The 26,484-nt window shown below is 73.8% G+C and carries 24 protein-coding genes; 13 read left to right on the top strand and 11 right to left on the bottom strand.

The window, feature by feature from the left end:
• Window positions 1-155: M23 family metallopeptidase (locus IE118_RS33465; RefSeq protein WP_189560926.1), on the top strand; the 155-nt coding region annotated here is incomplete at its 5' end.
• 97 nt (window positions 156-252) lie between these two features.
• Here the strand turns inward: IE118_RS33465 and cseC are convergent.
• From cseC to IE118_RS33440, 5 genes are all read right to left on the bottom strand, one after another.
• Window positions 253-1,602, bottom strand: coding sequence for a two-component system sensor histidine kinase CseC (gene cseC, locus IE118_RS33460; RefSeq protein ID WP_373303264.1), 1,350 nt, complete (start codon window positions 1,600-1,602; stop codon window positions 253-255).
• A gap of 3 nt (window positions 1,603-1,605) precedes the next feature.
• Entirely contained in the window at window positions 1,606-2,304 is a 699-nt protein-coding gene (gene cseB / locus IE118_RS33455) for a two-component system response regulator CseB (RefSeq protein ID WP_189561868.1), read from the bottom strand.
• Between the two features lie 167 nt (window positions 2,305-2,471).
• Window positions 2,472-3,122 carry a hypothetical protein gene (locus tag IE118_RS33450; RefSeq protein WP_189561867.1) on the bottom strand — a complete coding sequence of 217 codons (651 nt, stop codon included), beginning with the start codon at window positions 3,120-3,122 and terminating at the stop codon, window positions 2,472-2,474.
• Window positions 3,110-3,649, bottom strand: a complete 540-nt coding sequence (locus IE118_RS33445) for a SigE family RNA polymerase sigma factor (RefSeq protein WP_189561870.1) — start codon at window positions 3,647-3,649, stop codon at window positions 3,110-3,112. Before IE118_RS33445 ends, IE118_RS33450 begins: the two co-directional genes overlap by 13 nt.
• Before the next feature lie 361 nt (window positions 3,650-4,010).
• Entirely contained in the window at window positions 4,011-4,946 is a 936-nt protein-coding gene (locus tag IE118_RS33440) for an HhH-GPD family protein (RefSeq protein ID WP_189561866.1), read from the bottom strand.
• Between the two features lie 565 nt (window positions 4,947-5,511).
• Between IE118_RS33440 and IE118_RS33435 the strand changes: the two genes are divergently transcribed.
• On the top strand, window positions 5,512-6,369 hold the full coding sequence (locus IE118_RS33435) for a hypothetical protein (protein WP_189561865.1): 858 nt from the start codon (window positions 5,512-5,514) through the stop codon (window positions 6,367-6,369).
• A gap of 88 nt (window positions 6,370-6,457) precedes the next feature.
• On the opposite strand, the gene disA is transcribed toward IE118_RS33435, so the two are convergent.
• Window positions 6,458-7,582 carry a DNA integrity scanning diadenylate cyclase DisA gene (gene disA, locus IE118_RS33430; RefSeq protein WP_189561864.1) on the bottom strand — a complete coding sequence of 375 codons (1,125 nt, stop codon included), beginning with the start codon at window positions 7,580-7,582 and terminating at the stop codon, window positions 6,458-6,460.
• Between the two features lie 138 nt (window positions 7,583-7,720).
• Window positions 7,721-9,130, bottom strand: coding sequence for a DNA repair protein RadA (radA, locus tag IE118_RS33425; RefSeq protein ID WP_189561863.1), 1,410 nt, complete (start codon window positions 9,128-9,130; stop codon window positions 7,721-7,723).
• A gap of 172 nt (window positions 9,131-9,302) precedes the next feature.
• On the opposite strand from radA, the gene IE118_RS33420 reads away from it, so the two are divergent.
• The gene (locus IE118_RS33420) at window positions 9,303-11,084 is read left to right on the top strand and encodes a BACON domain-containing protein (protein WP_189561862.1); all 1,782 of its coding nucleotides are present in this window, start codon (window positions 9,303-9,305) and stop codon (window positions 11,082-11,084) included.
• A gap of 15 nt (window positions 11,085-11,099) precedes the next feature.
• Here the strand turns inward: IE118_RS33420 and IE118_RS33415 are convergent, their stop codons facing one another.
• Complete coding sequence (locus IE118_RS33415; RefSeq protein WP_189561861.1) at window positions 11,100-11,975, bottom strand: DUF3109 family protein; 876 nt, start codon at window positions 11,973-11,975, stop codon at window positions 11,100-11,102.
• A 95-nt stretch (window positions 11,976-12,070) separates the two neighbouring features.
• Between IE118_RS33415 and IE118_RS33410 the strand changes: the two genes are divergently transcribed.
• The 4 genes from IE118_RS33410 to ilvD all read left to right on the top strand — a co-directional run bounded on the left by IE118_RS33410 (window position 12,071) and on the right by ilvD (window position 16,737).
• Entirely contained in the window at window positions 12,071-13,003 is a 933-nt protein-coding gene (locus tag IE118_RS33410) for a Ppx/GppA family phosphatase (protein ID WP_189561860.1), read from the top strand.
• 100 nt (window positions 13,004-13,103) lie between these two features.
• Window positions 13,104-13,943, top strand: a complete 840-nt coding sequence (locus IE118_RS33405) for a sugar phosphate isomerase/epimerase family protein (RefSeq protein WP_189561859.1) — start codon at window positions 13,104-13,106, stop codon at window positions 13,941-13,943.
• Window positions 13,940-14,707: a TetR/AcrR family transcriptional regulator gene (locus tag IE118_RS33400; RefSeq protein ID WP_229847084.1), complete on the top strand. Its 768-nt coding sequence runs from the start codon at window positions 13,940-13,942 to the stop codon at window positions 14,705-14,707. The genes IE118_RS33405 and IE118_RS33400 overlap by 4 nt, the downstream gene beginning before the upstream one ends.
• Before the next feature lie 176 nt (window positions 14,708-14,883).
• Window positions 14,884-16,737, top strand: coding sequence for a dihydroxy-acid dehydratase (ilvD, locus tag IE118_RS33395; protein WP_189561858.1), 1,854 nt, complete (start codon window positions 14,884-14,886; stop codon window positions 16,735-16,737).
• Between the two features lie 285 nt (window positions 16,738-17,022).
• On the opposite strand, the gene IE118_RS33390 is transcribed toward ilvD, so the two are convergent.
• The gene (locus IE118_RS33390; protein WP_189561857.1) at window positions 17,023-19,140 is read right to left on the bottom strand and encodes a serine/threonine-protein kinase; all 2,118 of its coding nucleotides are present in this window, start codon (window positions 19,138-19,140) and stop codon (window positions 17,023-17,025) included.
• Window positions 19,141-19,323: 183 nt separating this feature from the next.
• Here IE118_RS33390 and IE118_RS33385 point away from each other — a divergent pair, with 183 nt between their 5' ends.
• The 5 genes from IE118_RS33385 (at window position 19,324) to proC (ending at window position 23,257) form a co-directional block, all read left to right on the top strand.
• Complete coding sequence (locus IE118_RS33385; RefSeq protein WP_189561856.1) at window positions 19,324-19,635, top strand: SH3 domain-containing protein; 312 nt, start codon at window positions 19,324-19,326, stop codon at window positions 19,633-19,635.
• Window positions 19,636-19,800: 165 nt separating this feature from the next.
• Entirely contained in the window at window positions 19,801-20,307 is a 507-nt protein-coding gene (locus IE118_RS33380; RefSeq protein ID WP_189561855.1) for an EamA/RhaT family transporter, read from the top strand.
• A 454-nt stretch (window positions 20,308-20,761) separates the two neighbouring features.
• Window positions 20,762-21,553: an ABC transporter ATP-binding protein gene (locus tag IE118_RS33375; RefSeq protein ID WP_189561854.1), complete on the top strand. Its 792-nt coding sequence runs from the start codon at window positions 20,762-20,764 to the stop codon at window positions 21,551-21,553.
• The gene (locus tag IE118_RS33370) at window positions 21,550-22,314 is read left to right on the top strand and encodes an ABC transporter permease (protein ID WP_189561853.1); all 765 of its coding nucleotides are present in this window, start codon (window positions 21,550-21,552) and stop codon (window positions 22,312-22,314) included. Before IE118_RS33375 ends, IE118_RS33370 begins: the two co-directional genes overlap by 4 nt.
• 130 nt (window positions 22,315-22,444) lie before the next feature.
• A complete protein-coding gene (proC, locus tag IE118_RS33365; protein ID WP_189561852.1) occupies window positions 22,445-23,257 on the top strand; it encodes a pyrroline-5-carboxylate reductase in 813 nt (270 codons plus the stop codon).
• 28 nt (window positions 23,258-23,285) lie between these two features.
• Here proC and IE118_RS33360 read toward each other — a convergent pair whose 3' ends face one another.
• Window positions 23,286-23,870, bottom strand: a complete 585-nt coding sequence (locus tag IE118_RS33360; RefSeq protein ID WP_189561851.1) for a cysteine hydrolase family protein — start codon at window positions 23,868-23,870, stop codon at window positions 23,286-23,288.
• 75 nt (window positions 23,871-23,945) lie between these two features.
• On the opposite strand from IE118_RS33360, the gene IE118_RS33355 reads away from it, so the two are divergent.
• The gene (locus IE118_RS33355) at window positions 23,946-24,950 is read left to right on the top strand and encodes a GlxA family transcriptional regulator (protein ID WP_189561850.1); all 1,005 of its coding nucleotides are present in this window, start codon (window positions 23,946-23,948) and stop codon (window positions 24,948-24,950) included.
• Here IE118_RS33355 and trpS read toward each other — a convergent pair.
• Entirely contained in the window at window positions 24,881-25,915 is a 1,035-nt protein-coding gene (gene trpS, locus IE118_RS33350; protein ID WP_189561849.1) for a tryptophan--tRNA ligase, read from the bottom strand. The two genes, IE118_RS33355 and trpS, sit on opposite strands and share 70 nt — an antisense overlap.
• Window positions 25,916-26,484 lie beyond the last annotated feature (569 nt).

The following is a 26,484-nucleotide window of genomic DNA, read 5'->3' as shown; positions in this document are numbered from 1 at the left end:
GCCAGGTCGTCAAGACCGGCCAGAAGATCGCCCTGTCCGGCAACACCGGCAACTCCAGCGGCCCCCACCTGCACTTCGAGATCCGCACCACCCCCAACTACGGCTCCGCGATCAACCCCGCGAGCTTCCTGCGCGCCAACGGCGTCAATCTCTGACCCCCGCGCACCCCGCGACACCCCGGCGACCCCGAGGACGGCACCCCCACCGCCGCCGGGGTCGCCGCGTCGCGCCGTGCCGGCACCGGAGCGGCCGCTACTTCGGCAGTACGGGATAGCTCCCCGTGTTCGTCGGCGCGTGTTCCGGCAGCCACAGCACGGCGACCGCGCCCTCGGCGGGCACGTCCTCCGGTGCCCCCGCCGGCCGGACGTTGCGGAAGGTCAGCCGCGCGCCGAGCACCCGGGCCTGACCGGCCGCGATGGTCAGTCCCAGGCCGTGGCCGCGGCCCGCGCGGTCCGCGCTGCCGGTGCGGAAACGGCTCGGCCCCTCGGCGAGCAGGCTCTCGGGGAAGCCGGGCCCGTGGTCGCGGACCCGGATGACCCGGCCCTCGACGGTGACCTCGACGGGCGGCCTGCCGTGCCGGGCGGCGTTGGCGAGCAGGTTGAACAGCACCCGCTCCAGACGCCGGGGGTCGGTGGTGACCTCCGACTCGTGCACGACGCGCACGGCGATGCCGGGATCCTTCGCCGCGACCCGGCGGGTGACGAACTCGCCGAGCAGGATGTCCTGCAGCTCCGCCCGCTCGGACGCGCTGTCCAGCCGGGCCACCTCCAGGACGTCCTCCACCAGGGTGCGCATCGCCTTGGCCCGGTCCAGCACCAGCTCCGTCGGCCGGCCCGGTGGCAGCAGTTCGGCCGCGGTCAGCAGGCCGGTCACCGGGGTGCGCAGCTCGTGCGCGATGTCGGCGGTGACCCGGCGCTCGGCCTCCAGCCGCTGCCGCAGGGCGTCCGCCATGGCGTCCACCGCGCTGGCCAGGTCGTCGGTCTCGTCCCGGACCACCCCGCCGATGGCCTCCCGCACCCGGACGTCCGTCTCGCCCTTGGCGACCCGGTTGGCGGCGCTGGCCGCCTTGCGCAGCCGCCGCGACAGGTGCCCGCCGACGAGCACCCCGAGCGCGCTGCCGCCCAGCACCACCGCGATGGAGCCGATCACCAGGGCCTGGTCGAGATCCTCCAGGATGTCCGCGCTGCGGTCGGTGAAACCGGAGTGCAGCGACATCACGTGCCCGTTCTTGAGCGGCACGGCCGCCCAGATGTCCGGCGCCCCGCTCCGGTCCGCCACATAGGTCGCCCGCCGCCCCGCCTCGACCTTCTCCCGCAGCTCCTCGGGCAGCTGCGGATCGTCGATCTTGGTGTTGGGGAAGTTCAGCCGCCCGGACAGTTCGTAGTTCCGCTGGGCGATCATGATGCGTTCGTCGGCCAGGTCGCGCGCGTTGTCCAGCATCGACACCCGCGCCGCGTTGTGCACCACCAGGCTCAGCACCAGCGCCACCAGTGCCCCCACCACGGCGATGGCCGCACTGAGCTTCCACCGCAGTCCCGCACCGATGCCCGCCCGCTCGACGCCCGCCGTGACCAGGCGCCCTGCGTACCCCCGCGTCCGCACGCCTCAGGCCTTCAACTTGTAGCCGAAGCCACGGACCGTCTCGATGCGGTCCTGGCCGATCTTCGTGCGCAGCCGCTGCACATGGACGTCGACGACGCGGGTGTCACCGCCCCAGCCGTACTCCCACACCCGTTCGAGCAGCTTGTCGCGGGAGAGCACCGTGCCCGGCGCGGCGGAGAACTCCAGCAGCAGCCGCATCTCGGTCGGTGTCAGCGCCACCGGCTGCCCGGCCCTGCGCACCTCCATGCCCTCCGTGTCGATCTCCAGCTCGCCGAAGGACAGCATGCCTCCGTCGTCCGGGGCTGCCCCCGCCGTCCTGCCGCTCTCCGCCCGTCCGAAGCGGCGCAGCACCGCGCGGATGCGGGCCAGCAGCACGGCCCCGTCGAAGGGCTTGGTCACGTAGTCGTCGGCGCCCGCCTCCAGGCCCAGCACCACGTCGATGGCGTCGGCCCGCGCCGACAGCATGATCACCGGGACCATCGACTCGTCCCGGATGCGCCGGCACAGGCTGACCCCGTCGAGTCCCGGCACCATGACGTCGAGGAGGGCGATGTCGGGCCGGTCGGCGCGGAACGCCTCCAGGCCCGCCAGGCCGTCGGGCTTCGCGGTGACCGCGAAGCCGTCCCGCTCCAGGGCGAGCTGGGTGGCCTCGCGGATGACGTCGTCGTCCTCGACGAACAGGACGTGGGTCTGGTCTGCCATCCCGGTGCTCTCAGTCCTCGTGTGGTCTCGGGTCGGTGCCGGCGGCTGTCTCCCCGGCCGGGCCCGGTGCGTGCTGCCGGCCCACCCCAGGGACGCGTGGGCCGCGCGGAGGGTTCATCCCTTCATCGGCCGGGACGGGCCCGCCGGTTCACTGCGTGAGCGATGTCTCAGCTGTCGGGCGCGGGAGTGGGCTCCGGGCCGGCCACCTGCCCGTAGTCGTTGTGGGTGCGGTACTCCTCGTCGAACCCGCCGGAGGCCCACCGGTACGTGATCACGTTCTCGCCCGAGGGGCTCGACACCGGGTCACCGGGGTCGTACACCTGCTTGGTCACCACCAGGTCCCCGCGGTCGATCTCCGCGTACACCGGGGGTTCCTCGGCGGTGAACACGTTGACGTACGCACCGCCCTGGTCGCGGTACACGTACGAGCCGACACCGACCGCGTCGCCGCAGGTCAGCACGTTGACCACGACGTCGTCGACGGCTCCGCCGGTGAGGTTTCCGTAGCTCACGTCGACCGGGTACTCGTCACCGACGCACGGTTCGAGCTCCCGCTTGACCTCCGCGGAGACCGCCGGGTCCGCCTTGACCAGCCGGACCGGGTCCACCCGGTCCGGGGTCCCCGAGGGCGAGACCGACGGCGCGGCCACGCTCGCCACCGAGTCCGCGCGCGCCGGGCCTTCGTCCCGGGCGCCGGTGCCGCCCGTGCCGCAGCCCCCGGTGAACAGCACGGCGGCGGCGAGCACGGCCGTGGCCGTGATCACCGCCCGGGTGGTGGTGCGGAACCGTGTGGACCCCGCGCCGGTCAGGCCGCGCAACGCTCCCGCTCCTCACGCTCCAGCGCGCGTGCGTCCGAGTCCCGCGCCTCCAGCTCCTCACGGAGCCGGGCGAGCGCCCGGTGCAGCGTGCTCTTGACCGTCCCGGCCGACATGCCGAGTGCGGCGGCCGTCTCGTCCGTGGACATCTGCTCCCAGTGTCGCAGCACCACGACACTGCGCTGCTTCGGGGCGAGCACCTTCAGCACGTCCATCAGCAGCGCGCGGTCGGCGTGCTGCTCGGTGGCGTCGTCCACACAGGACTCCGGGAGCTGCTCGGTGGGCACCTCCTCCAGCTTGCGGGCCCGCCACCACTCCGTCCGCGTGTTGATCATCACCCGGCGCAGGTAGGCGTCGGCCAGCCGCTTGTCCTCGATGGTCTCCCAGCGGCCGTACGTCCGGGCCAGCGCGGTCTGCAGCAGGTCCTGCGCGTCCACGGGGTCCGGCACCAGACGGCGGGCGCTGCGCAGCAGCGCGTCCTGCCGGGTGCGCACGTACTCCTCGAACTCGAGCACCTCGCCCTGCGCCATGGTGGACCCGCCTTCCGCTCCCCGTTCCGGACCCGCTCGCGCGGGCCGGCCGTACTGCCTGTGTTCCTCGGTCGTCGTGCCCTTGTCGAGCACGTGATCGAAGGTACGGAGGCGTTGTCACGGCACTGTCCGAGGCAGCTTGCGGGCAGCCCTCGGCTGTCCGTCGGTTGTGTAACGGAATCAGGAAGGGGACGAATCGGATGGCGGTTCGGTGCGGGTTCGGGGTGATTCGCCCGGCCGGGGCGCGGTGGACACCGTGACGGCGGGGACCGGTGGGAGCAGCGGGACCGGTGAGAGCAGCGGGACCGGTGGGAGCAGCGAGACCGGTGGGGCTGGTGGTGCGACGGCCGGGCCGGCCGGGTCAGGTCATCGGAAGCCGGTACAGGCCGCCCGGCAGCGGTTCCACGAGTCCGTCGGCGACCAGCCCGTCCAGCGCGCGGGCACGCTGCACGGGTTCGTGCCACACCCGGTCCAGCGCGGCCTGCGGCACGGCCCCGTGCGCCTCCCGCAGCACGGCGAGCAGCCGGCCGCGGACCTGGCGGTCCGTACCCGCGTACGTCTGGCCCCGGCGCGGCGGTCCGTCGTGGGCCGGCTTGCCCGCCAGCCGCCAGGCGCACTGCGCGGCGATCGGGCAGCGCTCGCACGACTCGTTCTTCGCCGTGCACACCAGCGCGCCCAGTTCCATGGAGGCGGCGGCCCACCGCGCGGCGGTGGAGGCGTCTTCCGGGAGCAGGGCCCTGGCGAGCCGGCGTTCGGCGGCGGTGGTGGCGTTCGGCGGGTACTGCGTCCCGCTGACCGCGCGGGCGAACACCCGGCGGACGTTGGTGTCCAGCACCGCGTGCCGCTGCCCGTAGGCGAACGACGCCACGGCCGCGGCGGTGTACTCGCCGATGCCGGGCAGCGCCAGCAGCTGGGCGTGGTCCGCCGGTACGTCGCCGCCGTGCCGCTCCGTTATGGCGACGGCGGCGCCGTGCAGCCGGAGCGCGCGGCGCGGGTAGCCGAGCCGGCCCCAGGCGCGGACGGCCTCGCCGGGCGCCTCCGCCGCGAGGTCGGCGGGGCGCGGCCAGCGGGCGAGCCACTGCTCGTAGACGGGCAGGACCCGGTTCACCGGGGTCTGCTGCAGCATGAACTCGCTGACCATCACCCCCCACGCGCCGGCCTCCGGGCGCCGCCACGGCAGGTCCCGGGCGTGCTCGTCGAACCAGTCGATGACGGGGGAGTGCAGGGGCTCACCGGGAGCATGCTCGGACGCGGAATCGGCGGTGCCGCCGTACGGGGGCTTCGTTGGAGCAGTCATGACCCCACCGATCCTGCCACGCCGGGCCCCGTCTCCGGGGGGAGCGCCACGGTCGTGCGGGCGCGGGGCACCCACAAGGGCGCCGGCCGCTCCGGCGGGCGCCGGGTCACGGGCGTCGCGCCGCGTGCGGCGCCCTCGGCCCCGCCGCCCTTCCCTCCCCGTGCCCGGGGGCCCCGCCGCCGGAGCCCTTCGCGCGGCGTCCCCGCGCTCCCCGGCAGGCAAGGGCTGTCCGGGGCGCGGCAGTTGGCCTGCGCCGGCGCGGACGCTCGCCCGGCGCCCCGGACTTGAGCACCGCGCTCCCCGCCCCGCCGATCCGTGGCCAGAGGTGCAAGGGCCGCGATCGCGAACGGCGCGGCGGTGCGCCGCGTCCCCGCGCCGACGCCAACTCCCCTGTCACGGACGGTGAGCGAAGCGCTGGAACGGTCACGCCCTGCGACCGCCGGGTGCCGTACCCGACGAAAGCCGGGAGGACCAGGGCGGTTTCCGGGATGATGATCCGGAAAAGTTGTGGGTCGGGCGGCGGGTGGGACGGGCGAACGCGCCGATCTCTCGTAAGGTTTGCGCCGTGGGATCTCTGCGCAATCCGGTCGGGCCGCTTCCCTCCTCCATCTACTGGCGACGGAGGGCCGTACTGCTGTCCGTGCTGGCCCTGTTGGCGTTGTTGATCACCTGGGTGGTGGTCTCCGCCGGCGGGGGCGGGGGCGGTGGTGACAACGGCGCCAACGGCAAGAATCCCGCTCCGTCCATCACGCCCGGGCCGTCCGGTTCCGGACCGGCGATCAGCCAGGCGCCGGGTGGGCGCGACGAGTCGGGCGACGACGGCGGGCCGGGGGGTTCCGGCGGCTCCGGCGGGACCTCGTCCGGATCGGGTGGCGACGGCGCGGGCGGCGACCCCGCGGACACCGGCGGCACCGGCGGATCGGGTGGCGGCGCCGGCGGCAGCGCCGGTGGAGGCTCCGAGGGCGGTACCTCGGCCGGTGTCGGCGCGGGCGACGCGCTGCCGGCCGGATCCGGTTCGGCGCTGCCCAACTGCACCGCCACCGCAGTCGAGTTCGGCCTGCGCAGCGCGCGCAACACCTATGAGCCCGGTCAGACGCCGACGTTCCTGCTGACCGTGAGGAACACCTCCGGCGGTGACTGCAAGGTCGATCTCGGCCCCGAGAGCGCCGTGTTGACGGTGTCCCAGGCGAGCGGCGACGCCTTCTGGGCGTCGGACGACTGCCCCAAGGGGGCCCGCAGCCTGGTGTTCCGGGTGCCGGCCGGGGACAGCATCACCTACACCGTGAAGTGGGACCGCAAGGCGAGCGCGCCGGAGTGCGCGACGCCGAAGGCGGGTGCCGCCGGTGCGGGCACCTACCTGCTGGAGGCGAAGGCGCCGGGATTCGACAAGGCGCGCACGTCGTTCGTGCTGGAAGCCGCCTGACCCGGCGGTGTGAGGAGACCCCCGGCCCGCAGCGGGCCGGGGGTCTCCTCATGTCGTACGGCTGTGCCTGCGGTGACACGTACCGCCGCTACACGTACCGCTCGAGGATCGAGCTCTCCGCCAGCCTCGACAGGCCCTCGCGCACGCTCCGCGCCCGGGCCTCGCCCACGCCGTCGACCGTCTGCAGGTCGTCCACGCTCGCCGCGAGCAGCTTCTGCAGCCCGCCGAAGTGCTCCACCAGCCGGTCGATGATCGCCCGGGGGAGCCTCGGCACCTTCGCCAGCAGCCGGAAGCCGCGCGGTGACACCGCCGAGTCCAGGGTCTCGGGGGAGCCCGTGTACCCCAGGGCGCGGGCCACCGTCGACAGTTCCAGCAGTTCCGCCTGGGGGAGTGCGTCCAGTTCGTACAGGGCCTCGTCGACCGTGCGGGAACGCTTGGCGGTGGGCTCGGGCACGTAGTCCCGCACGATCAGCTCGCGCTCCGGCTCCACGCCCGCGATCAACTCGTCGAGCTGCAGGGCGAGAAGCCGCCCGTCGGTGCCCAGTTCGACCACGTATTCGGCGATTTCGGTGGCGATGCGGCGCACCATCTCCAGCCGCTGCGCGACCGCCGAGACGTCCCGGACGGTCACCAGGTCCTCGATCTCCAGCGCCGACAGCGTGCCAGCGACCTCGTCGAGGCGGAGCTTGTAGCGCTCCAGGGTGGCCAGCGCCTGGTTGGCGCGGGACAGGATCGCCGCGGAGTCCTCCAGGACCCGGCGGTGGCCGTCGACGTACAGCGCGATCAGGCGCATCGACTGCGACACCGAGACGACGGGGAAGCCGACCTGCTTGGAGACGCGGTCGGCGGTGCGGTGCCGGGTGCCGGTCTCCTCGGTGGGAATGGTGGGGTCCGGCACGAGCTGGACGCCGGCCCGCAGGATCTTGGACAGGTCGGACGACAGCACGATGCCGCCGTCCAGCTTGCACAGTTCGCGCAGCCGGGTCGCGGTGAACTCGACATCCAGCACGAAGCCGCCGCTGCACAGCGTCTCGACGGTCTTGTCGAAACCGAGCACGATGAGCCCGCCGGTGTTGCCGCGGAGCACGCGCTCCAGGCCGTCACGCAGGCTGGTGCCCGGTGCCACGGCGCTCAGTGAGGCGCGCATCAGGCCATCGGAACCGGCACTCCCACCGGACTTTCCGGGAGCCGCTGCCCGGTCGTTGGCTGCCACTGCACTCCTCCGGTCGCAGGTTCTGGGCGCCCCCGTTCAGGGCGTCTCGTTCGGATCGGGCCGGGCTCGCGTGCCCTGTCGAACGAGGGGCCCCCAACCGCACTCGGTTCGTACGGACGGGCGAGACCTGGGCAAAGTCTACCGGCGGTCCTCCGCCTCCCGTGGGGCCTCTCGGCGACGGGAGCGCGGGAGGACGCTCAGCGCCTCCCCCATGTCCGCGACTTCCCGCACCTTCATGCCCGGCGGGACCTTGCCCGGGTCGCCCGGTACCAGGGCGTGCGTGAAGCCCAGGCGGTGGGCCTCGGCGAGCCTGCGCTGCACGCCCGTGACCCGTCTCACCTCGCCGGCCAGGCCGACCTCGCCGATCGCGACCAGGTTCTTCGGCAGCGGGGTGTCGCTCGCCGCCGACGCCAGCGCCAGGGCGACGGCCAGGTCCGCGGCCGGTTCCGTCAGCTTCACCCCGCCGACCGTGGCGGAGTAAATGTCCCGTTTGCCCAAGGCGCTGATGCGGCCGCGCTGTTCCAGCACCGCCAGCATCATCGACACGCGGGAGGTCTCCAGGCCGGACGTGGTGCGCCGGGGGGAGGGGATCTGCGAGTCGACGGTCAGCGCCTGCACTTCGGCGACCAGGGGGCGGCGGCCCTCCAGGGTGACGGTCAGACAGGTCCCCGGGACCGGTTCGTCACGACGGGTCAGGAAAAGTCCGCTCGGGTCCGCCAGGCCCGTGATCCCCTCGTCGTGCAGTTCGAAGCAGCCGACCTCGTCCGTCGTGCCGTAGCGGTTCTTGACGCCGCGCACCAGGCGCAGGCGCGCGTGCCGGTCGCCCTCGAAGTGCAGGACCACGTCCACCAGGTGCTCCAGCAGGCGCGGGCCGGCGATCGCGCCGTCCTTGGTGACGTGGCCCACCAGGAGCGTCGCCATCCCGCGCTCCTTGGAGGCCCGGATCAGGGCTCCCGCCACCTCGCGGACCTGGGCCATGCCGCCCGGGGCGCCGTCGATCTCCGGGGACGCCACCGTCTGCACCGAGTCCATGATCAGCAGCGACGGCTTCACCGCGTCCAGATGGCCGAGCACGGCGGCCAGATCCGTCTCGGCGGCGAGATACAGGTGGTCGTCGATGGCGTGGATGCGGTCGGCGCGCAGCCGGACCTGGCTCGCCGACTCCTCGCCCGTGACGTACAGGGTGGGGTGCTCCGCGCTCGCCGACTTGGCCGCGACGTCCAGCAGCAGTGTGGACTTGCCCACCCCCGGTTCGCCCGCGACCAGCACCACCGCGCCGGGCACGAGCCCGCCGCCGAGCACCCGGTCCAGCTCGGGCACCCCGGTGGGGCGGGCGGTGGCCTGACGGCCGTCGACCTGGCCGATGGGCAGGGCGGAGGTGGTGACCCGCCCGGGCGTCGTCGTGCGGACCGCGGGCGTGCCGTACTCCTCGACCGTCCCCCAGGCCTGACACTCGGGGCAGCGGCCGAGCCACTTGGCCGTCTGCCAGCCGCACTCGGTGCAGCGGTAGGACGGACGGTCCTTGGAGGTCTTGGTACGGGCAGCCATGCGGAAAAGGTAACGGCACGCTCTGACAGCGGGCCGTCCGCACCCCCGCCGGGCAGCCCCGCGACCAGTGGCGAAAGGTTCCTGTCCCCGATTGAGGGATCGTTTCACCCGTACGGATTAAAAGTGCGCAGGGCTTCGGGAGGGGCCGCCCCGGGGCGCCTACGGTCGCCGGATGACGAGCAGCGGCCCGCAGACCCCGACCCGTACGACCGGAGCCCGCCGGACGCACCGGGAAGTGCGCGACCGCGGGGCCGCGCGCACCCTGGCGCGCCGGCCGGCCACCCGCTACGAACCCCACCTGGACGGACTGTTCACCTACTGCCTGTCCGTGCTGTGCGACCACGACGCGGCGACCGCCGCCCTGGCCGACGTCCTCACGCTCGCCGAGCGCCGCGGCCGGCACGTCCCGGACGAACTCGGCAGCCGCAGGGCCTGGCTCTACGCGCTGGCCCGCTGGGCCTGCCTGCGCGAGCTCGCCGAGGCCCGCGAGAGACGCCGGGCCGGTCACGCGGCGGGCCGCCCCGGCCGCCGGCGCGCCGCAGCCGCCCCCATCGCCCCTGCGGTCTCCGCGGAGGTACGGGAACGGCGCCGCGGCGAACTGGCCGAACTCGCCTGGCCGGAGGCGGCCGGCACCACCCCGGAGCAGCGCGAGGCCCTCGAACTCGCCGTGCGCCACCATCTCGCCGCGCACGAGGTCGCCTCCGTACTCGGCATGGAACCGGCCGCCGCGCGGGCGCTGCTCGCCGCCGCGGCCTGCGAGGTGGAACGCACCCGCGCGGCGCTCGCCGTCGTGGAGGGCGGCACCTGCCCGGGCGTGGCGCACCTCACCGGCGACCGGCGGCTCGTGCTCAGCGCCACGCTGCGCCAGGAACTCGTCCGGCACGTCGACGACTGCCCGCGCTGCCGCCGCAGCGCCGAACGGGCCGCCCCGGGCCGCTGGCCGGGCACCAGCGTCACCCCGGACGCGCTGCCCGTCCTGCCCGCCCCCGGCGCGGACCTGCACGCCGCCCTCGCGCACCACCCGCGGGCGCGGGGCGCCGCGCCCCGCTTCGACCGGCGCGGCTTCCCCGTGGACCCCAGGGCCCGTGTCACGCGCCGCAACCGGCTGCGCGCGACGGCCGTCACGACGACCGTGGTCGCCACCGTCGTCGCCGCGCCGGTACTGGCGCTGTGGGCGGCCTACCGCGGCACCCCGACCGGCGAGGCCCACGACGGCCGGACCGCCTCCGCGCGGGAGGACGGCGGCACCGTCGACCTCGACGGCCAGGAGGCGGGCGCGGGGTACGAGAACACCGGCAACACCCGTACCCGCCCGGGCCCCCGCTTCGGCGAGGACGGCGGGGCGGACGTGTCGGTGGAGGTGGTCGGGGTGGCCGGCGCGGGAGGCGAGGGCGCCGCGACGCTGGGCGTCACGGCCGGGCACAGCGGCGACACCACGCTGATCACCCTCACCGCGACCGGCTCCGCGCCGGTCCGCTGGTCGGTCTCCACGGGAGCGGCGTGGCTGTACCCGAGCCGGTCCTCGGGAACGCTCGCCCCCGGCGAGTCGGTGACGGTCCGGGTGCACGTCGACCAGCTGCGGGAGCCGACGGGCCACTGGAGCGCGACCGTGGCGGTCGCGCCGTCCGGTTCGGTCGTCACCATCGACGGCTACGGCACCGCCTCCGGCGGCGCGCCCTCCGGCCGTCCGGGCGGGCCGGGAACCGCGCACCCCGGCACCCCGAGCGAGCCTCCCCCGTCGCCGGCCCCGGAACCGGAGCCGACGCCCACCACACCGGCGCCCCCGGAGCCCACGCTGGACGGCCCGCCGACCTCGCCGGGCCCGGAGCCGACGGACGGCGGCCCCACCCCCACCGGACCGACGCCCGGCGAGCCGGTGCCCACCGGCCCGGGGACGACGGCCCCGGGCGCCTCACCGTCCGCGGGCGGCGACCCCCAGCCGGCGGCCCCGTGACCGCAGCCGCCGGTGTCAGGCGGGGTCGGCCGGGTGCGGCGCCAGCAGCGGCAGCTGCGACGCCAGCCGCTCCTCGCACAGCTCGACCAGACGGTCGTAGCCCGCCTTGCCCATCAGCTCGGTCAGCTCCGCGCGGTAGGAGACGTACACCGGGTCCCCGGCGCCGTGCGCCGAGGTGGCCGAGGTGCACCACCAGTGCAGGTCGTGCCCGCCGGGACCCCAGCCGCGGCGGTCGTACTCACCGATCGACACCTGCAGCACGCGCGTGTCGTCGGGCCGGTCGATCCACTCGTAGGTCCGCCGCACCGGCAGCTGCCAGCACACGTCCGGCTTGGTCTCCAGCGGCTCGCGGCCCTCCTTGAGGGCCAGGATGTGCAGTGAGCAGCCCATGCCGCCCGCGAACCCCGGCCGGTTCTGGAAGATGCACGAGCCTTGGAACGGGCGGGTCTGACGGTCGCCGTCCTCGTCCTCGGAGACCCACCCGTCGCGCGTGCCCTCGGCGTGGTGCTGCCAGATGTCCGGCGTGAGCCTCGCCACATGCCCGGCGACCCGCTTCTCGTCGTCCTCGTCGGAGAAGTGCGCACCCAGGGTGCAGCACCCGTCGTCCGCGCGGCCGGCCTGGATGCCCTGGCAGCCGCTGCCGAAGATGCAGTTCCAGCGGGAGGTCAGCCATGTCAGGTCGCAGCGGAAGACCTGCTCGTCGTCCGCCGGATCAGGAAACTCCACCCACGCGCGGGCGAAGTCCAGGCCCTTCTCGTCGTCCACCGGCGGTGCCGCTGCCGGCGTCCGCGGTGCTGTCACCCGCGAAGGACCCCCGGACGGTCCGGCCGCTTTCTCCTTCTTGGCCTTCTTGTCCGGCTTTTCGTCCTTCGTCTTTTTCGTCTTTGGCACCCGTCCAGGGTAAGTCGCCCGTGCCCCGCTCCGGGACCGGCTCGGCCGCCGCAGAGGGGGCAACACGGCACGCTGCGGGCAGTAGCGTTCCGTACATGAGACTCGGTGTCCTCGACGTGGGTTCGAACACGGTGCATCTGCTGGTGGTGGACGCGCACCCCGGCGCCTGTCCGCTGCCCGCGCACTCGCACAAGGTGGAACTGCGCCTCGCCCAGCTCCTCGACGCCGACGGGGCGATCGGCGCCGACGGGGTGGACCGGCTGATCGCGGTCGTCCGGGAGGCGCTGCGGGCGGCCGAGGACAAGGGCGTCGAGGAGCTGCTGCCGTTCGCCACCTCGGCGGTGCGCGACGCGCACAACGCCGACGAGGTCCTCGCCCGCGTGCGCGAGGAGACCGGGGTCCGGCTCCAGGTGCTCAGCGGTGCGGAGGAGGCCCGGCTCACCTTCCTCGCGGCGCGCCGCTGGTACGGCTGGTCGGCCGGGAAACTGCTCGTCGTCGACATCGGCGGCGGCTCGCTGGAGATCGCCTACGGCATGGACGAGGAGCCCGACACGGCGGTGTCGCTGCCGCTCGGCGCCGGCCGCCTCACCGCCGGCTGGCTGCCCGCCGACCCGCCCGGGGCGGACGACGTCCGCGCGCTGCGCCGCCACGTGCGCACCGAGATAGCGCGCACGGTCGGGGACTTCACCCGGCTGGGCGCCCCGGACCACGTGGTGGCGACCTCCAAGACCTTCAAGCAGCTCGCCCGCCTCGCGGGCGCCGCCCGCTCCGCCGAGGGCCCGTACGTGCAGCGCGAGCTGAAACGCGAGTCCCTGGAGGCCTGGGTGCCGAGGCTCGCCGCCATGACGGCCGCCGAGCGCGCGGAGCTCCCCGGCGTCTCCGAGGCACGTGCCGGCCAGCTGCTGGCCGGGGCCCTGGTGGCGGAGGGCGCGATGGACCTGTTCGGCATCGAACGCCTGGAGATCTGTCCCTGGGCCCTGCGGGAGGGCGTCATACTCCGCCGCCTGGACCACATGGGCGGGGAGTGACTCCGCTCCACCGCGCGGCCCCGCTCCCGGCTATGGCAATCGCCACAACGGCGAGCGGGCACCCCGCACCGACCGGAGCCCACCCCGTAACCTGAGGCTCGTGGCAGAAGCAAGGGACGTAGTCCGCATCCCGGATGCGAAGGTCGCCCTGTCGACGGCCTCCGTGTACCCGGAGTCGACGGCGACGGCCTTCGAGATCGCCGCGCGCCTCGGGTACGACGGCGTCGAGGTCATGGTGTGGACCGATCCGGTCAGCCAGGACATCGAGGCCCTGCGCAGGCTCAGCGACTACCACCGCATCCCGATCCTCGCCGTGCACGCGCCGTGCCTGCTCATCACGCAGCGGGTGTGGTCCACCGACCCCTGGACCAAGCTCCAGCGCGCCAGGACGGCCGCGGAGAAGCTCGGCGCCGGCACGGTCGTCGTCCACCCCCCGTTCCGCTGGCAGCGGCAGTACGCGCGCGACTTCGTGGACGGCATCTGGCGGATGGCGAACGAGACGGACGTACGGTTCGCGGTGGAGAACATGTACCCCTGGCGCTACCGGGACCGCGAGATGCTCGCGTACGCCCCCGACTGGGACGTCACCAAAGAGGACTACCGCCACTTCACGATCGACCTCAGCCACGCCTCGACAGCGCGCACCGACACGCTGCGGATGATCGACCGGATGGGCGACCGCCTCGGTCACGTGCACCTCGCCGACGGCAGGGGCTCCGCCAAGGACGAGCACCTGGTGCCGGGCCGCGGCGACCAGCCGTGCGCGGAGGTGCTGGAGGGTCTCGCGGGCAGCGGCTTCGACGGCCACGTGGTCATCGAGGTCAACACCCGCCGGGCCATGTCGAGCGCGGAGCGCGAGGCCGACCTCGCCGAGGCCCTGGCCTTCACCCGCCTGCACCTGGCCTCCGCCGGCTCGGCGCTCCGGGTGCCCCGCCGGTGACCGGCGTGACCGCGAGCGGCGGACCGGACGCCTCGGCCGCGAGCGCCGCCGCCTCGGGCTCCTCGACTCCGGGCTCCTCGACTCCGGGCGCCTCGACTCCGGGCGCCTCGACTCCGGGCTCCTCGACCCCGGGCTCCTCGACCCCGGGCGCCTCCGCCCGGGGTGGTGACACCCCCCGGCGCCGCGGCCGCCCGCCGCGCACGGAGGCGGCCGGGACCCGCGACCGCATCCTCGACGCGGCCCGCGAGGAGTTCTCCGCACGGGGGTACGACAAGACGTCCGTGCGGGGCATCGCCAAGACCGCCGGGGTGGACTCCGCCCTGGTGCACCACTACTTCGGCACCAAGGAGCAGGTCTTCGAGGCCGCCGTCGAGGTCGCCTTCGCGCCGGCGTTCGCCGTGCGGGACACCCTGCTCGACGGTCCGGTCGAGGAGGCCGGCGAGCGGATGACCCGCATGATCATCGGGCTCTGGGAGAACCCGGTCACCCGGGCCCCGCTGCTCGCGATCGTCCGCTCCGCCGTGAACAACGAGACGGCCGCCGCGGTCTTCCGCCGCCTGATCGCGGGCCAGCTGCTGCGCCGGATCGCCGGGCGGCTCGACGTGCCGGACGCGGAGCTGCGGGCCGAGCTCGCCGCCGCCCAGCTGGTCGGGATCGCGATGGTCCGGTACGTGATCAGGGTGGAGCCGCTCGCCTCCGCGGACGCCGAGCAGATCATCGCGCGGGTCGCGCCGGTCGTGCAGGGACACCTCACCGGCACCTGACGTGCGCGTGCCGTGCCCGGCGCGCGCCTCGCGGACAGGCTGCACGACGGGCTGAACTGAGACTTTCGTCCCGCATTGCGGACGCCTCGTCCCGCTCTCTGGATGACCGGCGTACGCTCGGTGCAGTCAGAACTCTCTGGCCGAGACTCCCCGAAGGTCTGAAGGAGCGAGCGACGATGCCCGAGCTGAGGTCCCGCACAGTCACCCACGGCCGCAACATGGCGGGCGCCCGCGCCCTGATGCGCGCCTCCGGGGTACCCGGCGCGGACATCGGCCGGAAGCCGATCATCGCGGTCGCCAACAGCTTCACCGAGTTCGTCCCCGGGCACACCCACCTCGCCCCGGTCGGCCGGATCGTCAGCGAGGCGGTCGTCGCGGCCGGCGGCATCCCGCGCGAGTTCAACACGATCGCCGTCGACGACGGCATCGCCATGGGCCACGGCGGCATGCTGTACTCCCTGCCCTCCCGCGACCTGATCGCCGACAGCGTGGAGTACATGGTCGAGGCGCACCGCGCGGACGCCCTGATCTGCATCTCCAACTGCGACAAGATCACCCCGGGCATGCTCAACGCGGCACTGCGCCTGAACATCCCCACGGTCTTCGTCTCCGGCGGCCCCATGGAGGCCGGCCGCGCCACCCTGGTCGACGGCACGGTCCGCACCCTGGACCTGATCGACGCCATGGTGGAGGCCGCCAACGACCAGGTGTCGGACGCGGACGTCCTCCGCATCGAGGAGAACGCCTGTCCGACCTGCGGCTCCTGTTCCGGCATGTTCACCGCCAACTCGATGAACTGCCTCACCGAGGCGATCGGCCTGTCCCTCCCGGGCAACGGCTCGGTCCTGGCCACCCACACCGCCCGCAAGGCGCTCTACGAGAACGCCGCGCACACGGTCATGGACCTGACCCGCCGCTACTACGAGCAGGACGACGACACGGTCCTGCCCCGCAGCATCGCCACCGTCGCCGCGTTCGAGAACGCGATGGCCCTGGACATCGCCATGGGCGGTTCCACCAACACGATCCTGCACCTGCTGGCCGCCGCGCAGGAGGCCGAGGTCCCCTTCGGCCTCACCGAGATCGACGCCCTCTCGCGCCGCGTCCCGTGCCTGGCCAAGGTCGCCCCCAACGTCGCCAAGACCCGCACCTACTACATGGAGGACGTGCACCGCGCGGGCGGCATCCCCGCCCTGCTGGGCGAGCTGCACCGCGCGGGGCTGCTCCACGAGGACGTCCACTCCGTGCACAGCCCGTCCCTGGCCGACTGGCTCAAGACCTGGGACATCCGCGCCGGCTCCCCCTCCCCGGAGGCGGTGGAACTCTGGCACGCCGCCCCCGGCTGCAAGCGCTCCGCCGAGGCCTTCTCCCAGTCCGAGCGGTGGGACTCCCTCGACGAGGACGCCGAGGGCGGCTGCATCCGCTCCGCCGAGCACGCCTACTCCAAGGACGGCGGCCTGGCGGTGCTGCGCGGCAACCTCGCCGTCGACGGCTGCGTCGTCAAGACGGCCGGCGTCGACGAGTCCATCTGGACCTTCGAGGGCCCGGCGGTCGTCTGCGAGTCGCAGGACGAGGCGGTGGAGAAGATCCTCACCAAGCAGGTGAAGGAGGGCGACGTCGTCGTCATCCGCTACGAGGGCCCCAAGGGCGGCCCCGGCATGCAGGAGATGCTCTACCCGACCTCGTACCTGAAGAGCCGCGGCCTCGGCAAGGCGTGCGCCCTGATCACCGACGGCCGCTTCTCCGGCGGCACGTCCGGCCTGTCCATCGGCCACGCCTCCCCGGAGGCGGCCTCGGGCGGCACCATCGCCCTGGTCGAGGACGGCGACCGCATCCGCATCGACATCCCGAACCGCTCCGTCGAACTGCTGGTCGACGACGCGGAACTGACCCGCCGCGAGCAGGCGCTGAACGGCCGGTACGCCCCGAGGAACCGCGACCGCAAGGTCTCCGCGGCCCTGAAGGCGTACGCGGCGATGGCGACCAGCGCGGACAAGGGCGCGGTGCGCGACGTGAGCAAGCTGGGCTGACGCCCGCGAGCCCACCACGGGACCGGCGGCTCACCGGGCCGACCACCGGCCGGACGGCTCACCGGACCGGTCACCGAACCGGTCACCGATCCGATCACCGATCCGATCACCGGGCCGCTTCCGCACCGCGGGAGCGGCCCGCGCCGTTCCCGGCCGCCCGGCGGGGGCCCACGCGCGCGGACGGGACCCGGTCGAGGCGTCCCGCGAACGCCGGTTCCGGCAGCCCGGTGACGGCACCGCACCGTCCTCCGCGCCGGCGGCGGGTGCGGTCGTCGCCCGCCCGGGTCACCAGCCGGCCGGGTCGTCTCCCGTCACGCCGAAGACGGTGCCGTCGGGCGCACCGGCGTAGACATGGCCGCCCGCGAGCACGGGTGCCGGGAGCGCGGCGGGGACCCGGTCGGAGTCGGCGCCGAGCCGGGTCCGGGTCTGCCCCAGCAGCCTGCCCGTGCGGGCGTCGACGCCCAGCAGCCGCCCGTCGGGGGCGGTGACGTACACATGCCGCCCGTCGGAGACGGGCACCGAGCCCCGGCTCACCCCCGTCTCCAGCCGCCACCGCTGCTCGCCCGCCGCCATGTCGACGGCCACCAGCGAACCGCCCGCACCCATGAGGTGCACGCTGTCCCCGCGCACGCCGGCCTGCGCCTGCGCCACCGGTACCGGCAGTTCCACCCGCCGGGTCCTCCCGGTGCCGGGCGTGTAGCGGATCACGGCCGTCGCGTCGCCGTACACCTCGCCGCCGACGAGGAGGTACACGGCCCCGTCCGCCGCTCCCACGGGCGTCAGCGACCCCTCCAGCTCCGCGTCCCACCGCACGTCACCGGTCCGCGGATCCACCGCGGTGATCCGGGTGCCGCTGCCGTCCGGGGAGGAACTCGTCGCGTAGGCCGACGGCTTCCCGCCCTCCCCGGGGAACGAGGTGAAGTACGGCACGGCCTGTCCCGGGATCCGGTGGGACCACCTGGTCTTCCCCGAGGCGCCGTCCACGCCCGTGACCGTCCCGTCGGCGCGGGTCAGCAGGAGCATGTCGCCCACCGCCCGCACCCCCTCGTACGCGGGCACCTCCTCCCGCCACACCGCCTCGCCCGTGGCCGGGTCGAGCGCCTCCAGGTCACCGGTCACGTCGAGGGAGGGCTGGACGAGACCGCCCGACACGGCCGGGGGTTCGCTCCGGGTCGTCCCCCCGGCCTCGTGCTGCCACACGGTCCGGCCGTCGGACGGATCGAGCGCGAAGACCCGGCCCGGCAGCGCGCACAGCAGTCCCCGTGCCGCGTACGAGCACTGGGGCATGCCGCGGCCGTCCGGCGCGGGCACCGCCTCCCACGCGCCGAAGCCCGCCGGGGTGCTTTGGGCGGCGGCGGTCTTCCGCGCCGGTTCCGCGTCACCGTCGAACACCTGGACCAGCGTGAGCCCGCCGAGCACGGCGAGGCACAGCGCCCCGGCCACCAGGACCGTCCGCCTGCCGAGGCGCCGCAGGGGCCGCCGGGCGGGCGCGTCCGCCGGGGCCCGGTCCCCGTCTACCTGCTGCCGATCCTCCGGCGTCCGCGGCGCCGGCACGAACACCTGGGTGTCGTAGGCCGCCGCCACCGACCGCAGCTCGCCCATGAGTTCGTCCGGCGTGGGCCGCTCGTCGGGCTCCTTGGCGAGACACCGCAGCACCAGCGGCGCGAGCGACTCCGGTACGCCGGTCAGGTCGGGGTCGTCGTGCACCACCTGGTAGGCGACGACGTACGGGCTGTCGGAGTCGAAGGGACCGCGCCCCGTCGTCGCGTGCACCATGAGCGAACCGAGCGCGAACACATCGGCCGCGGGACCCACTTCACGGGGCCGGCGGAACTGCTCGGGCGCCATGAAGGGCGGCGTGCCGATCAATTTCCCCGTCTCGGTGCGCAGTTCGCTGTCCCGTGGCCGGGAGATGCCGAAGTCGATGACTTTCGGACCGTCCTCGGCGAGCAGCACGTTGCTCGGCTTCAGGTCCCGGTGCACGACCCCGACCCGGTGGATGTCGCGCAGCGCCTCCGCGAGCCCGGCCATCAGCCGACGGGACTGGTCCGGATCCATCGGACCGTTCCGCTTCACCTGCTCGGAGAGGGTCGGACCGGGGATGTACAGGGTGGCCATCCAGGGCCGCCCGCCGTCCGGGTCGGCGTCGACGACCGGTGCCGTGAAGGCCCCGCTCACCCGCCGCGCCGCCGCCACCTCCTGCCGGAACCGCCCCCTGAACTCGGGGTCCATGGCGTACCGGGCGTGCACGACCTTCACCGCGACCCGCATCCCTGAGGTGCTCCGGGCCAGGTGCACGACCCCCATGCCACCCGAGCCCAGACAGGACTCCAGACGGTAGTGACCGGCGTACTCCGGAAGTTCCGCTTCCGCGCCCGCTCCGGCGTTCCGCTGCGGCGCCATGGAACCACCCCCGTGCTGTTCGTTCGCGCGCGCGACGCTCGGAGCCTAGTCGATGGTGCGTACGGGACCGAGGCGGCTTGCCCACTTCTGCGTGCGAGGCGCGAACTGGTGTTTCATGGCTGGTTCCGGGGGAATCAACGTGGCCCCACGACACTCGTGGGGCTCAACGGGGGAGGATTTGTCATGTCTGTAGACCAGAGTCCAGGGATCGCGGGCGGCGAGGAGAGGGCGACCGCGGTCACCGCGACGGCGGCTTCCTATCCGGTGGCACCGGGCTACCGGGTGAACGTCCGCAGCGGTCCCGGCACCGGCTACGCGATCGTCCGGGTCCTGTCCGAGGGTGCCTGGGTCCGTATCACCTGCCAGACCACCGGCACCCGCGTCACGGGCCCGTACGGCACCTCGTCCATCTGGGACAACATCGGCAGCGGCCAGTACGTCTCCGACGCCTACGTCCGCACCGGCAGCGACGGCTACGTCGCCCCGCGCTGCTGAGACCGCCCGCCCTCCGGGGCGACTCCGTCAGGAAGCACCCCGCCCCGCGGCGCCCGTGTCGCGGGGCGGGGTGCCAAAGGGCGCCGGCCCCCGCCGCGGTCCCCGGATACAGCGGAGCGGCAGGGGGCTACCGCCCGGGCGCGGGGGAGGGGCCACAATCGAGGCGTGAGCGCAGCAGAGAACGACACGAACGGCACCCCGGACAGCCCCGCCGGCCCCCGGCCCGAGCCCCTCCGCTTCTTCGGCACCACCTGGGTCGACCACTCCGGCGGCTACACGGCCCGCCGCATCGGGGTCGCCGTCGGCTCCCTCGCCGCCGCGGCGGCCGCCTGCCTCGTGCTGCGGCTCGCCTACGACGGGCTCGCGATCGCCGACGTGGGGAGTTTCGTCTCGCTGCTCATGGTGGTGATGTTCGCGATCTGCAGCTCGCTCGCTTTCCGCCACACCTGGTCCTCCTTCACCGGCCGCCCGGACCCCGACCGCCAGGCGTCCCTGCGCGGCCTGCTGTCCATCGGCTTCATCGGCTCCCTCCTCGCCTATTTCGTCCGCTCCCTCACCGAGGCCCCCGGCGAGAAGCTCCACCGCGCGGAGTACGACCGGGCCCGCGAGGAGTACGCCCGTCGCACCACCCGCCGCTCGGGCAACCCGTCCAAGAAGCGCCGCCGCTCCTGACCCCGTGAGCGGCCGGCCGCCGCGGTCCCCTGCTGACGCCGGAGCCGCCGCCCCGTACGCGGCCGGCCGTCCCTCCTGCCCGCCCGCCCTCTGCGGCGCGCTCGGGGAGGCGACCGGCCGTCCCTCGCCGGCTGCCTGCCCCTGGCCGGGCAGCGGCGACGCCCTCCCCCTCTCGCCGGCCACCGCGCCGACCTCCTCACCCCCGCCCGGGCCCGGCCCCGGACCCACTCAGCCCGCGCCGTACCCCATGCGGTACGCGGGCCGCGTCGTGCTGCCCGTGCCGCGCCCGGGCCGGAGGCGTCCCCCGTTGGCGCCCCGTCCCGCCGACCTCGGCAGCCGCTCCCCGTCCCCGGCGCCGCACGAGAACGCGACGCGGCCCACCTCGCCGAGCGCGAGGCACGTCCTGGACCCCGGAGGCTTGACGGCTCCCGCCTCCCGGAGGAATATTCATCACATGATGAATTTCTCCTCCCGGCCCACGGAGGAACCGGCCGTCCACGCCCAGGACCTCACCGTCGTCCGGGGCCCGCGCACCGTCCTGCGCGGCCTCGGCTTCACCGTCCCGCGCGGTCAGGTCACCGGCCTCCTCGGTCCCTCCGGATGCGGCAAGTCGACCCTGATGCGCGCCGTCGTCGGCACGCAGGCCAAGGTCAGCGGCACCCTCGACGTCCTCGGCCACCCCGCCGGCCACCCCACCCTGCGCACCCGCGTCGGCTACGTCACCCAGGCCCCCTCCGTCTACGACGACCTGACCGTCCGCCAGAACCTCGACTACTTCGCGGCGATCCTCGACCCCGGCCGGGCCGCCGCCGACCGCCGCCGCGAGGACGTCACCCGGGCCATCGCCGACGTCGACCTCACCACCCACACGGACGCCCTCGCCGGGAACCTCTCCGGCGGCCAGCGCAACCGCGTCTCCCTCGCCGTCGCCCTGCTCGGCACCCCCGAACTGCTGGTCCTCGACGAACCCACCGTCGGCCTCGACCCCGTCCTGCGCCGCGACCTGTGGCAGCTCTTCCACACCCTCGCCGCCGAGCGGGACACGACCCTCCTGATCTCCTCCCACGTCATGGACGAGGCCGAGCGCTGCCACCGCCTCCTGCTCATGCGCGACGGCGAAATCCTCGCCGACGACACCCCCGACGCCCTCCGCACCCGCACCGGGTCCGAGACCGTCGAGGCGGCCTTCCTGCACCTGGTCGACCGGGCCGCCGCCCAGGCCCGTACGAAGGAGACCACCCGATGAGCACGCCCGCCCCGGCCCGCGCCCTCAGCGCCGCCCGCACCACCGCCACCGCCGCCCGGGTCCTGCGCCAGCTCCGCCACGACCCGCGCACCGTCGGGCTGATGATCCTGATCCCCTGCCTGATGCTGTTCCTGCTCCGCTACGTCTTCGACGGCAGCGCACGCACCTTCGACAGCATCGGCGCGTCCCTCCTCGGGATCTTCCCGCTCATCACGATGTTCCTGGTCACCTCCATCGCCACCCTGCGGGAACGCACCTCCGGCACCCTCGAACGCCTCCTCGCCATGCCCCTCGGCAAGGGCGACCTCATCGCCGGCTACGCCCTCGCCTTCGGCGCCCTGGCGATCGTCCAGTCGGCGCTCGCCACCGGCCTCGCCGTCTGGTTCCTGGGACTCGACGTCACCGGCAGCCCCTGGCTGCTCCTCCTGGTGGCCCTGCTCGACGCACTCCTCGGCACAGCCCTCGGCCTCTTCGTCTCGGCCTTCGCGGCCTCGGAATTCCAGGCGGTCCAGTTCATGCCGGCGGTGATCTTCCCCCAGCTCCTCCTCTGCGGCCTGTTCACCTCCCGCGAGGCCATGCACCCCGTCCTGGAGACCCTCTCCGACGTCCTCCCCATGTCCTACGCCGTGGACGGCATGAACGAGGTCCTGAAGCACACCGACATGACGACGGCCTTCGTCCGCGACACGCTGATCGTCGCGGCCTGCGCCCTCCTGGTCCTGACCCTGGGAGCGGCGACCCTGAAACGCCGGACGGCGTGACCCGGCCCGTCCGGCCCGACCCGGCCCGCCGGCACCCCCACATCCCGCCCCCTGGACACCGCACCCCCACCCGCCCCCGGGATGCGAGGATGCCCACAGGACGACGCACCCCCGGAGGGCACCCCCAGCCATGACCCAGCACGTCGCAGTCCTCGGCACCGGCAAAATCGGCGAAGCCCTGCTCAGCGGCATGATCCGCGCCGGCTGGGCCCCCGCGGACCTCCTCGTCACCGCCCGCCGCCCGGAACGGGCCGAGGAACTCCGCACCCGCTACGGGGTCACCCCGGTCTCCAACGAGGAGGCCGCCAAGACCGCCGACACCCTGATCCTCACGGTCAAGCCGCAGGACATGGGCGCCCTCCTCGACGAACTCGCCCCGCACGTCCCCGCCGACCGCCTGGTGATCAGCGGCGCGGCCGGCATCCCCACGTCCTTCTTCGAGGAGCGCCTCACCACCGGCACCCCCGTGGTCCGCGTCATGACCAACACCCCGGCCCTCGTCGACGAGGCCATGTCCGTCATCTCCGCCGGCAGTCACGCCACCGCCGCCCACCTCGCCCACGCCGAGGAGATCTTCGGCGCCGTCGGCAAGACGCTCCGCGTGCCCGAGTCCCAGCAGGACGCCTGCACGGCCCTCTCCGGCTCCGGCCCCGCCTACTTCTTCTACCTGGTCGAAGCGATGACCGACGCCGGCATCCTGCTCGGCCTGCCCCGCGACAAGGCCCACGACCTGATCGTCCAGTCCGCGATCGGCGCCGCGACGATGCTCCGCGACAGCGGCGAACACCCGGTCAAGCTCCGCGAGAACGTCACCTCCCCGGCCGGCACCACCATCAACGCCATCCGCGAACTCGAGAACCACGGCGTACGCGCCGCCCTCATCGCCGCCCTCGAAGCCGCCCGCGACCGCAGCCGCGAACTCGCCTCCGGCTCCAAGGACTGACGACCGGCCCGCACCCCCGCACCGGGGGTCACTCCGCGGCGGACAGGACCTCCCGCGTCGTCACCACCGCGGCGAACCCGCCCCCGTGCAGCGACACGGCCGACGCCCGCGCCAGCTCGTCCGCGCTCTGCCGCCAGCCGAACGGCCCCTCCAGACCGAAGGTGTACGTCGCGTCGAACGCGACCACGACCTCGTACCCGAGGTTCCCGCCCATCCGCGCCGTCGTCTCGACGCACATGTTCGTCTGGATCCCGGCCAGCACCAGCTGCGAGATCCCGGCCTCCCGCAGCCAGGCCCCCAGATCCGGGGTCCCGAGGAACGCCGAGTTCACCGTCTTGGTGACCAGCAGCTCGGCCCCGCTGCCCTTCCCGCGCCGCTGCTCCACGTACTCCTTGAACCCGTTGCCCCCGTGCCCGGCCCGCAGCGGCGACCCGGGCCGCACCGAGTCGTGCCGCACGAAGACCACCGGCCGACCGGTCGACTGCCACACGTCGATGAGCGCGGCGATGTTGTCGTCCGCCGCCGGATTGTTGCGCGTCCCCCAGAAACCGACCTCCTCGAAGCCCTGCTGCACGTCCACGACCACCAGTGCTGCGTTCTGCGCGATGTCCATGCACCCGATCGTGCCGCCCGGCAGCGACCGCTCCCAGAGGTCCGGAAGTCAGCGATCGATGGTTTACTGCCACCCATGGCAGCCCCCTACCGCGTGGCCCTCGTCGCCTTCCCCGGTATCCGCGCCTTCGACGTCTCCGTCATCACCGAGGTGTGGGGTCCCGACCGCACCGACCGCGGCGCCCCCGCCTTCGACCTGCGCCGCGTCGCCACCGACACCACCCCGGTCCCCATGCGCGGCGGCCTCACCCTCCTCCCGGACCGCCCCCTCGGCTGGCTGACCGACGCCGACCTGATCGTCGTCCCCGGCCTGGACGACCACCTCACCCCCGCACCACCCCCCGTCCTCGACGCCCTCCGGCGGGCCCACGCGCGCGGCACCACACTCGCCGCCCTCTGCGGCGGAGCCTTCACCCTCGCCCAGGCCGGACTCCTCGACGGCCGCCGCGCCCTCACCCACTGGAACCTGATCGACCTCTTCCGCGCACACCACCCGCACGTCACCGTCGTCCCCGACGCCCTGTTCATCGAGGACGACAACATCTGGACCGCGGCCGGCACCGCCGCCGGCATCGACCTGTGCCTCCACCTGATCCGACTGGCCCACGGGGCCGAAGCCGCCGCCACCATCGCCCGTTCCATGGTCACGGCCCCCTTCCGCACCGGCACCCAGGCACAGTTCGTCGAGCACCCGACCCCGCGGACCGACCGCGAAGCCGACTCCCTCGCCGCCGTACGCGAGCACGCCATGCGCCATCTGCACGAACCGCTCACGGTCGCCGACCTGGCGGCTCACGCCGGCATGTCCCCGCGCACCTTCGCCCGCCACTTCACCGCCGCCACCGGCACCACCCCGCTGCGCTGGCTCCTCGACCAGCGCATCGCCGCGGCCCAGCGCCTCCTCGAACGCACCGACCTGCCCATGCCCGAGGTGGCCCGCCGCGCGGGCTTCGGCAGCGAGGTCACGATGCGCCAGCACTTCGCATCGCGCCTCGCCACCAGCCCCCGCGCCTACCGGGCCGCGTTCAGCGCGGGCGCCCCGGCATCCGCCCCCGCCGGCAGCAACCCGATGGCCCGATAGGCGGCGTCCACGGTCGGCCGGGCCATGCCCCGCGCCCGCTCCGCGCCCTCCCGCAGGACCTTCTCCACATGTCCGGGATCCGCGCACAACTCCGCGTGCCTCTCCCGCACGGGCCTCAGGACCTCCACCACCGCCTCCGCGGTGTCCCTCTTCAAGGCCCCGTACGACGCGTACGCACCGCCCAGGGCCTCCGGGCTCCCACCCGTGCACGCCGCGAGGATCTCCAGGAGGTTCGCCACCCCGGGCCGGGCCTCCCTGTCGTACACGACTTCCCGCCCGCTGTCGGTCACCGCCCGCATGACCTTCTTCCGCACCACGTCCGGCTCGTCCAGCAGGTAGACGATCCCCGGCCCCGTGTCGTCGCTCTTGCCCATCTTCGACGTCGGCTCCTGGAGGTTCATCACCCGCGCCGCCACCTTCGGATGCGTGGCCCGCGGCACCACGAACGCCTGCCCGTACCGCTGGTTGAACCGCACCGCGAGGTCCCGGGTCAGCTCCACGTGCTGCGCCTGGTCGTCGCCCACCGGCACCTCCTCGGCCCCGTAGGCCAGGATGTCCGCCGCCATCAGCACCGGATACGTCAGCAGCGACAGCCGTACGCTCCCGCCCCGCCGCTGTTCCCGGGCCGCCTTCTCCCTGTACTGGATCATCCGGCGCATCTCGCCGTCGGTGGCCACGCACTCCAGCACGTAGGACAGCCGCGCGTGCTCGTCCACGTGGCTCTGCACGAACACCGTGCACAGCTCCGGGTCGAGCCCCGAGGCCAGCAGCAGCGTCGCCGCCTGCCGGCTCAGTCTGCGCACCCGCGCGGGATCGTGGTCCACGGTCAGCGCATGGAGGTCGACCACGCAGAACAGCGCGTCCGAACGGTGCTGGTCGACCGCGGCCCACCGCCGCATGGCCCCCAGGTAGTTCCCCAGCGTGAGGTGTCCGGTCGGCTTGATCCCACTGAAGACCCGTGTCATCTCTTCCTCTCCCTCTCCTCGTGGAGGCCGCCGTCCCCGGCCGCCCCTCGGAGTCCTGGAGGGAGAAAAGAAAACGGCCGCCGAGGCGGCGGCCGTTGAGTGCGCGCGTAGCGTCGGCCGCCGTCAGGCGGCCCACCAGAACTGGCTGTACGTGCGCGTCGTCATGCGCACCACAGTACGCCCGGGAGTCGGGGTCCCGCAGCGAGTTGACACGCCCCGGTGGGCTCCGTATGGTTCTCCGAGTTGTCCGACGTGAGCCCCGACTCCGGTCGGTCCCCGGACAGCCATTCCACGAGCACCAACACTGATCGACGTCAGCAGTCTGTCTGCGGGCGCGTCAATGGTGTGCGTATTCATGGAATGAGGAATCCGCACCCGAAAGGGCGCAGGACCCCGATTAGGTCGGGAGCCGGGAATCCGCTAAAGTCTCACTCGTCGGAACGGCCCAACGGCCGGAAAGACGAAACCCGCTGACCGGGAATCAGGCCCGAAAGGATCTGATAGAGTCGGAATCGCCGGAAAGGGCAACGCGAGAGCGGGAACCTGGAAAGCACCGAGGAAGTCGGATC

This window comes from Streptomyces pilosus (assembly GCF_014649835.1).
Classification (GTDB): domain Bacteria; phylum Actinomycetota; class Actinomycetes; order Streptomycetales; family Streptomycetaceae; genus Streptomyces; species Streptomyces pilosus.
This window is presented reverse-complemented; position numbering and strand designations above follow the sequence as displayed.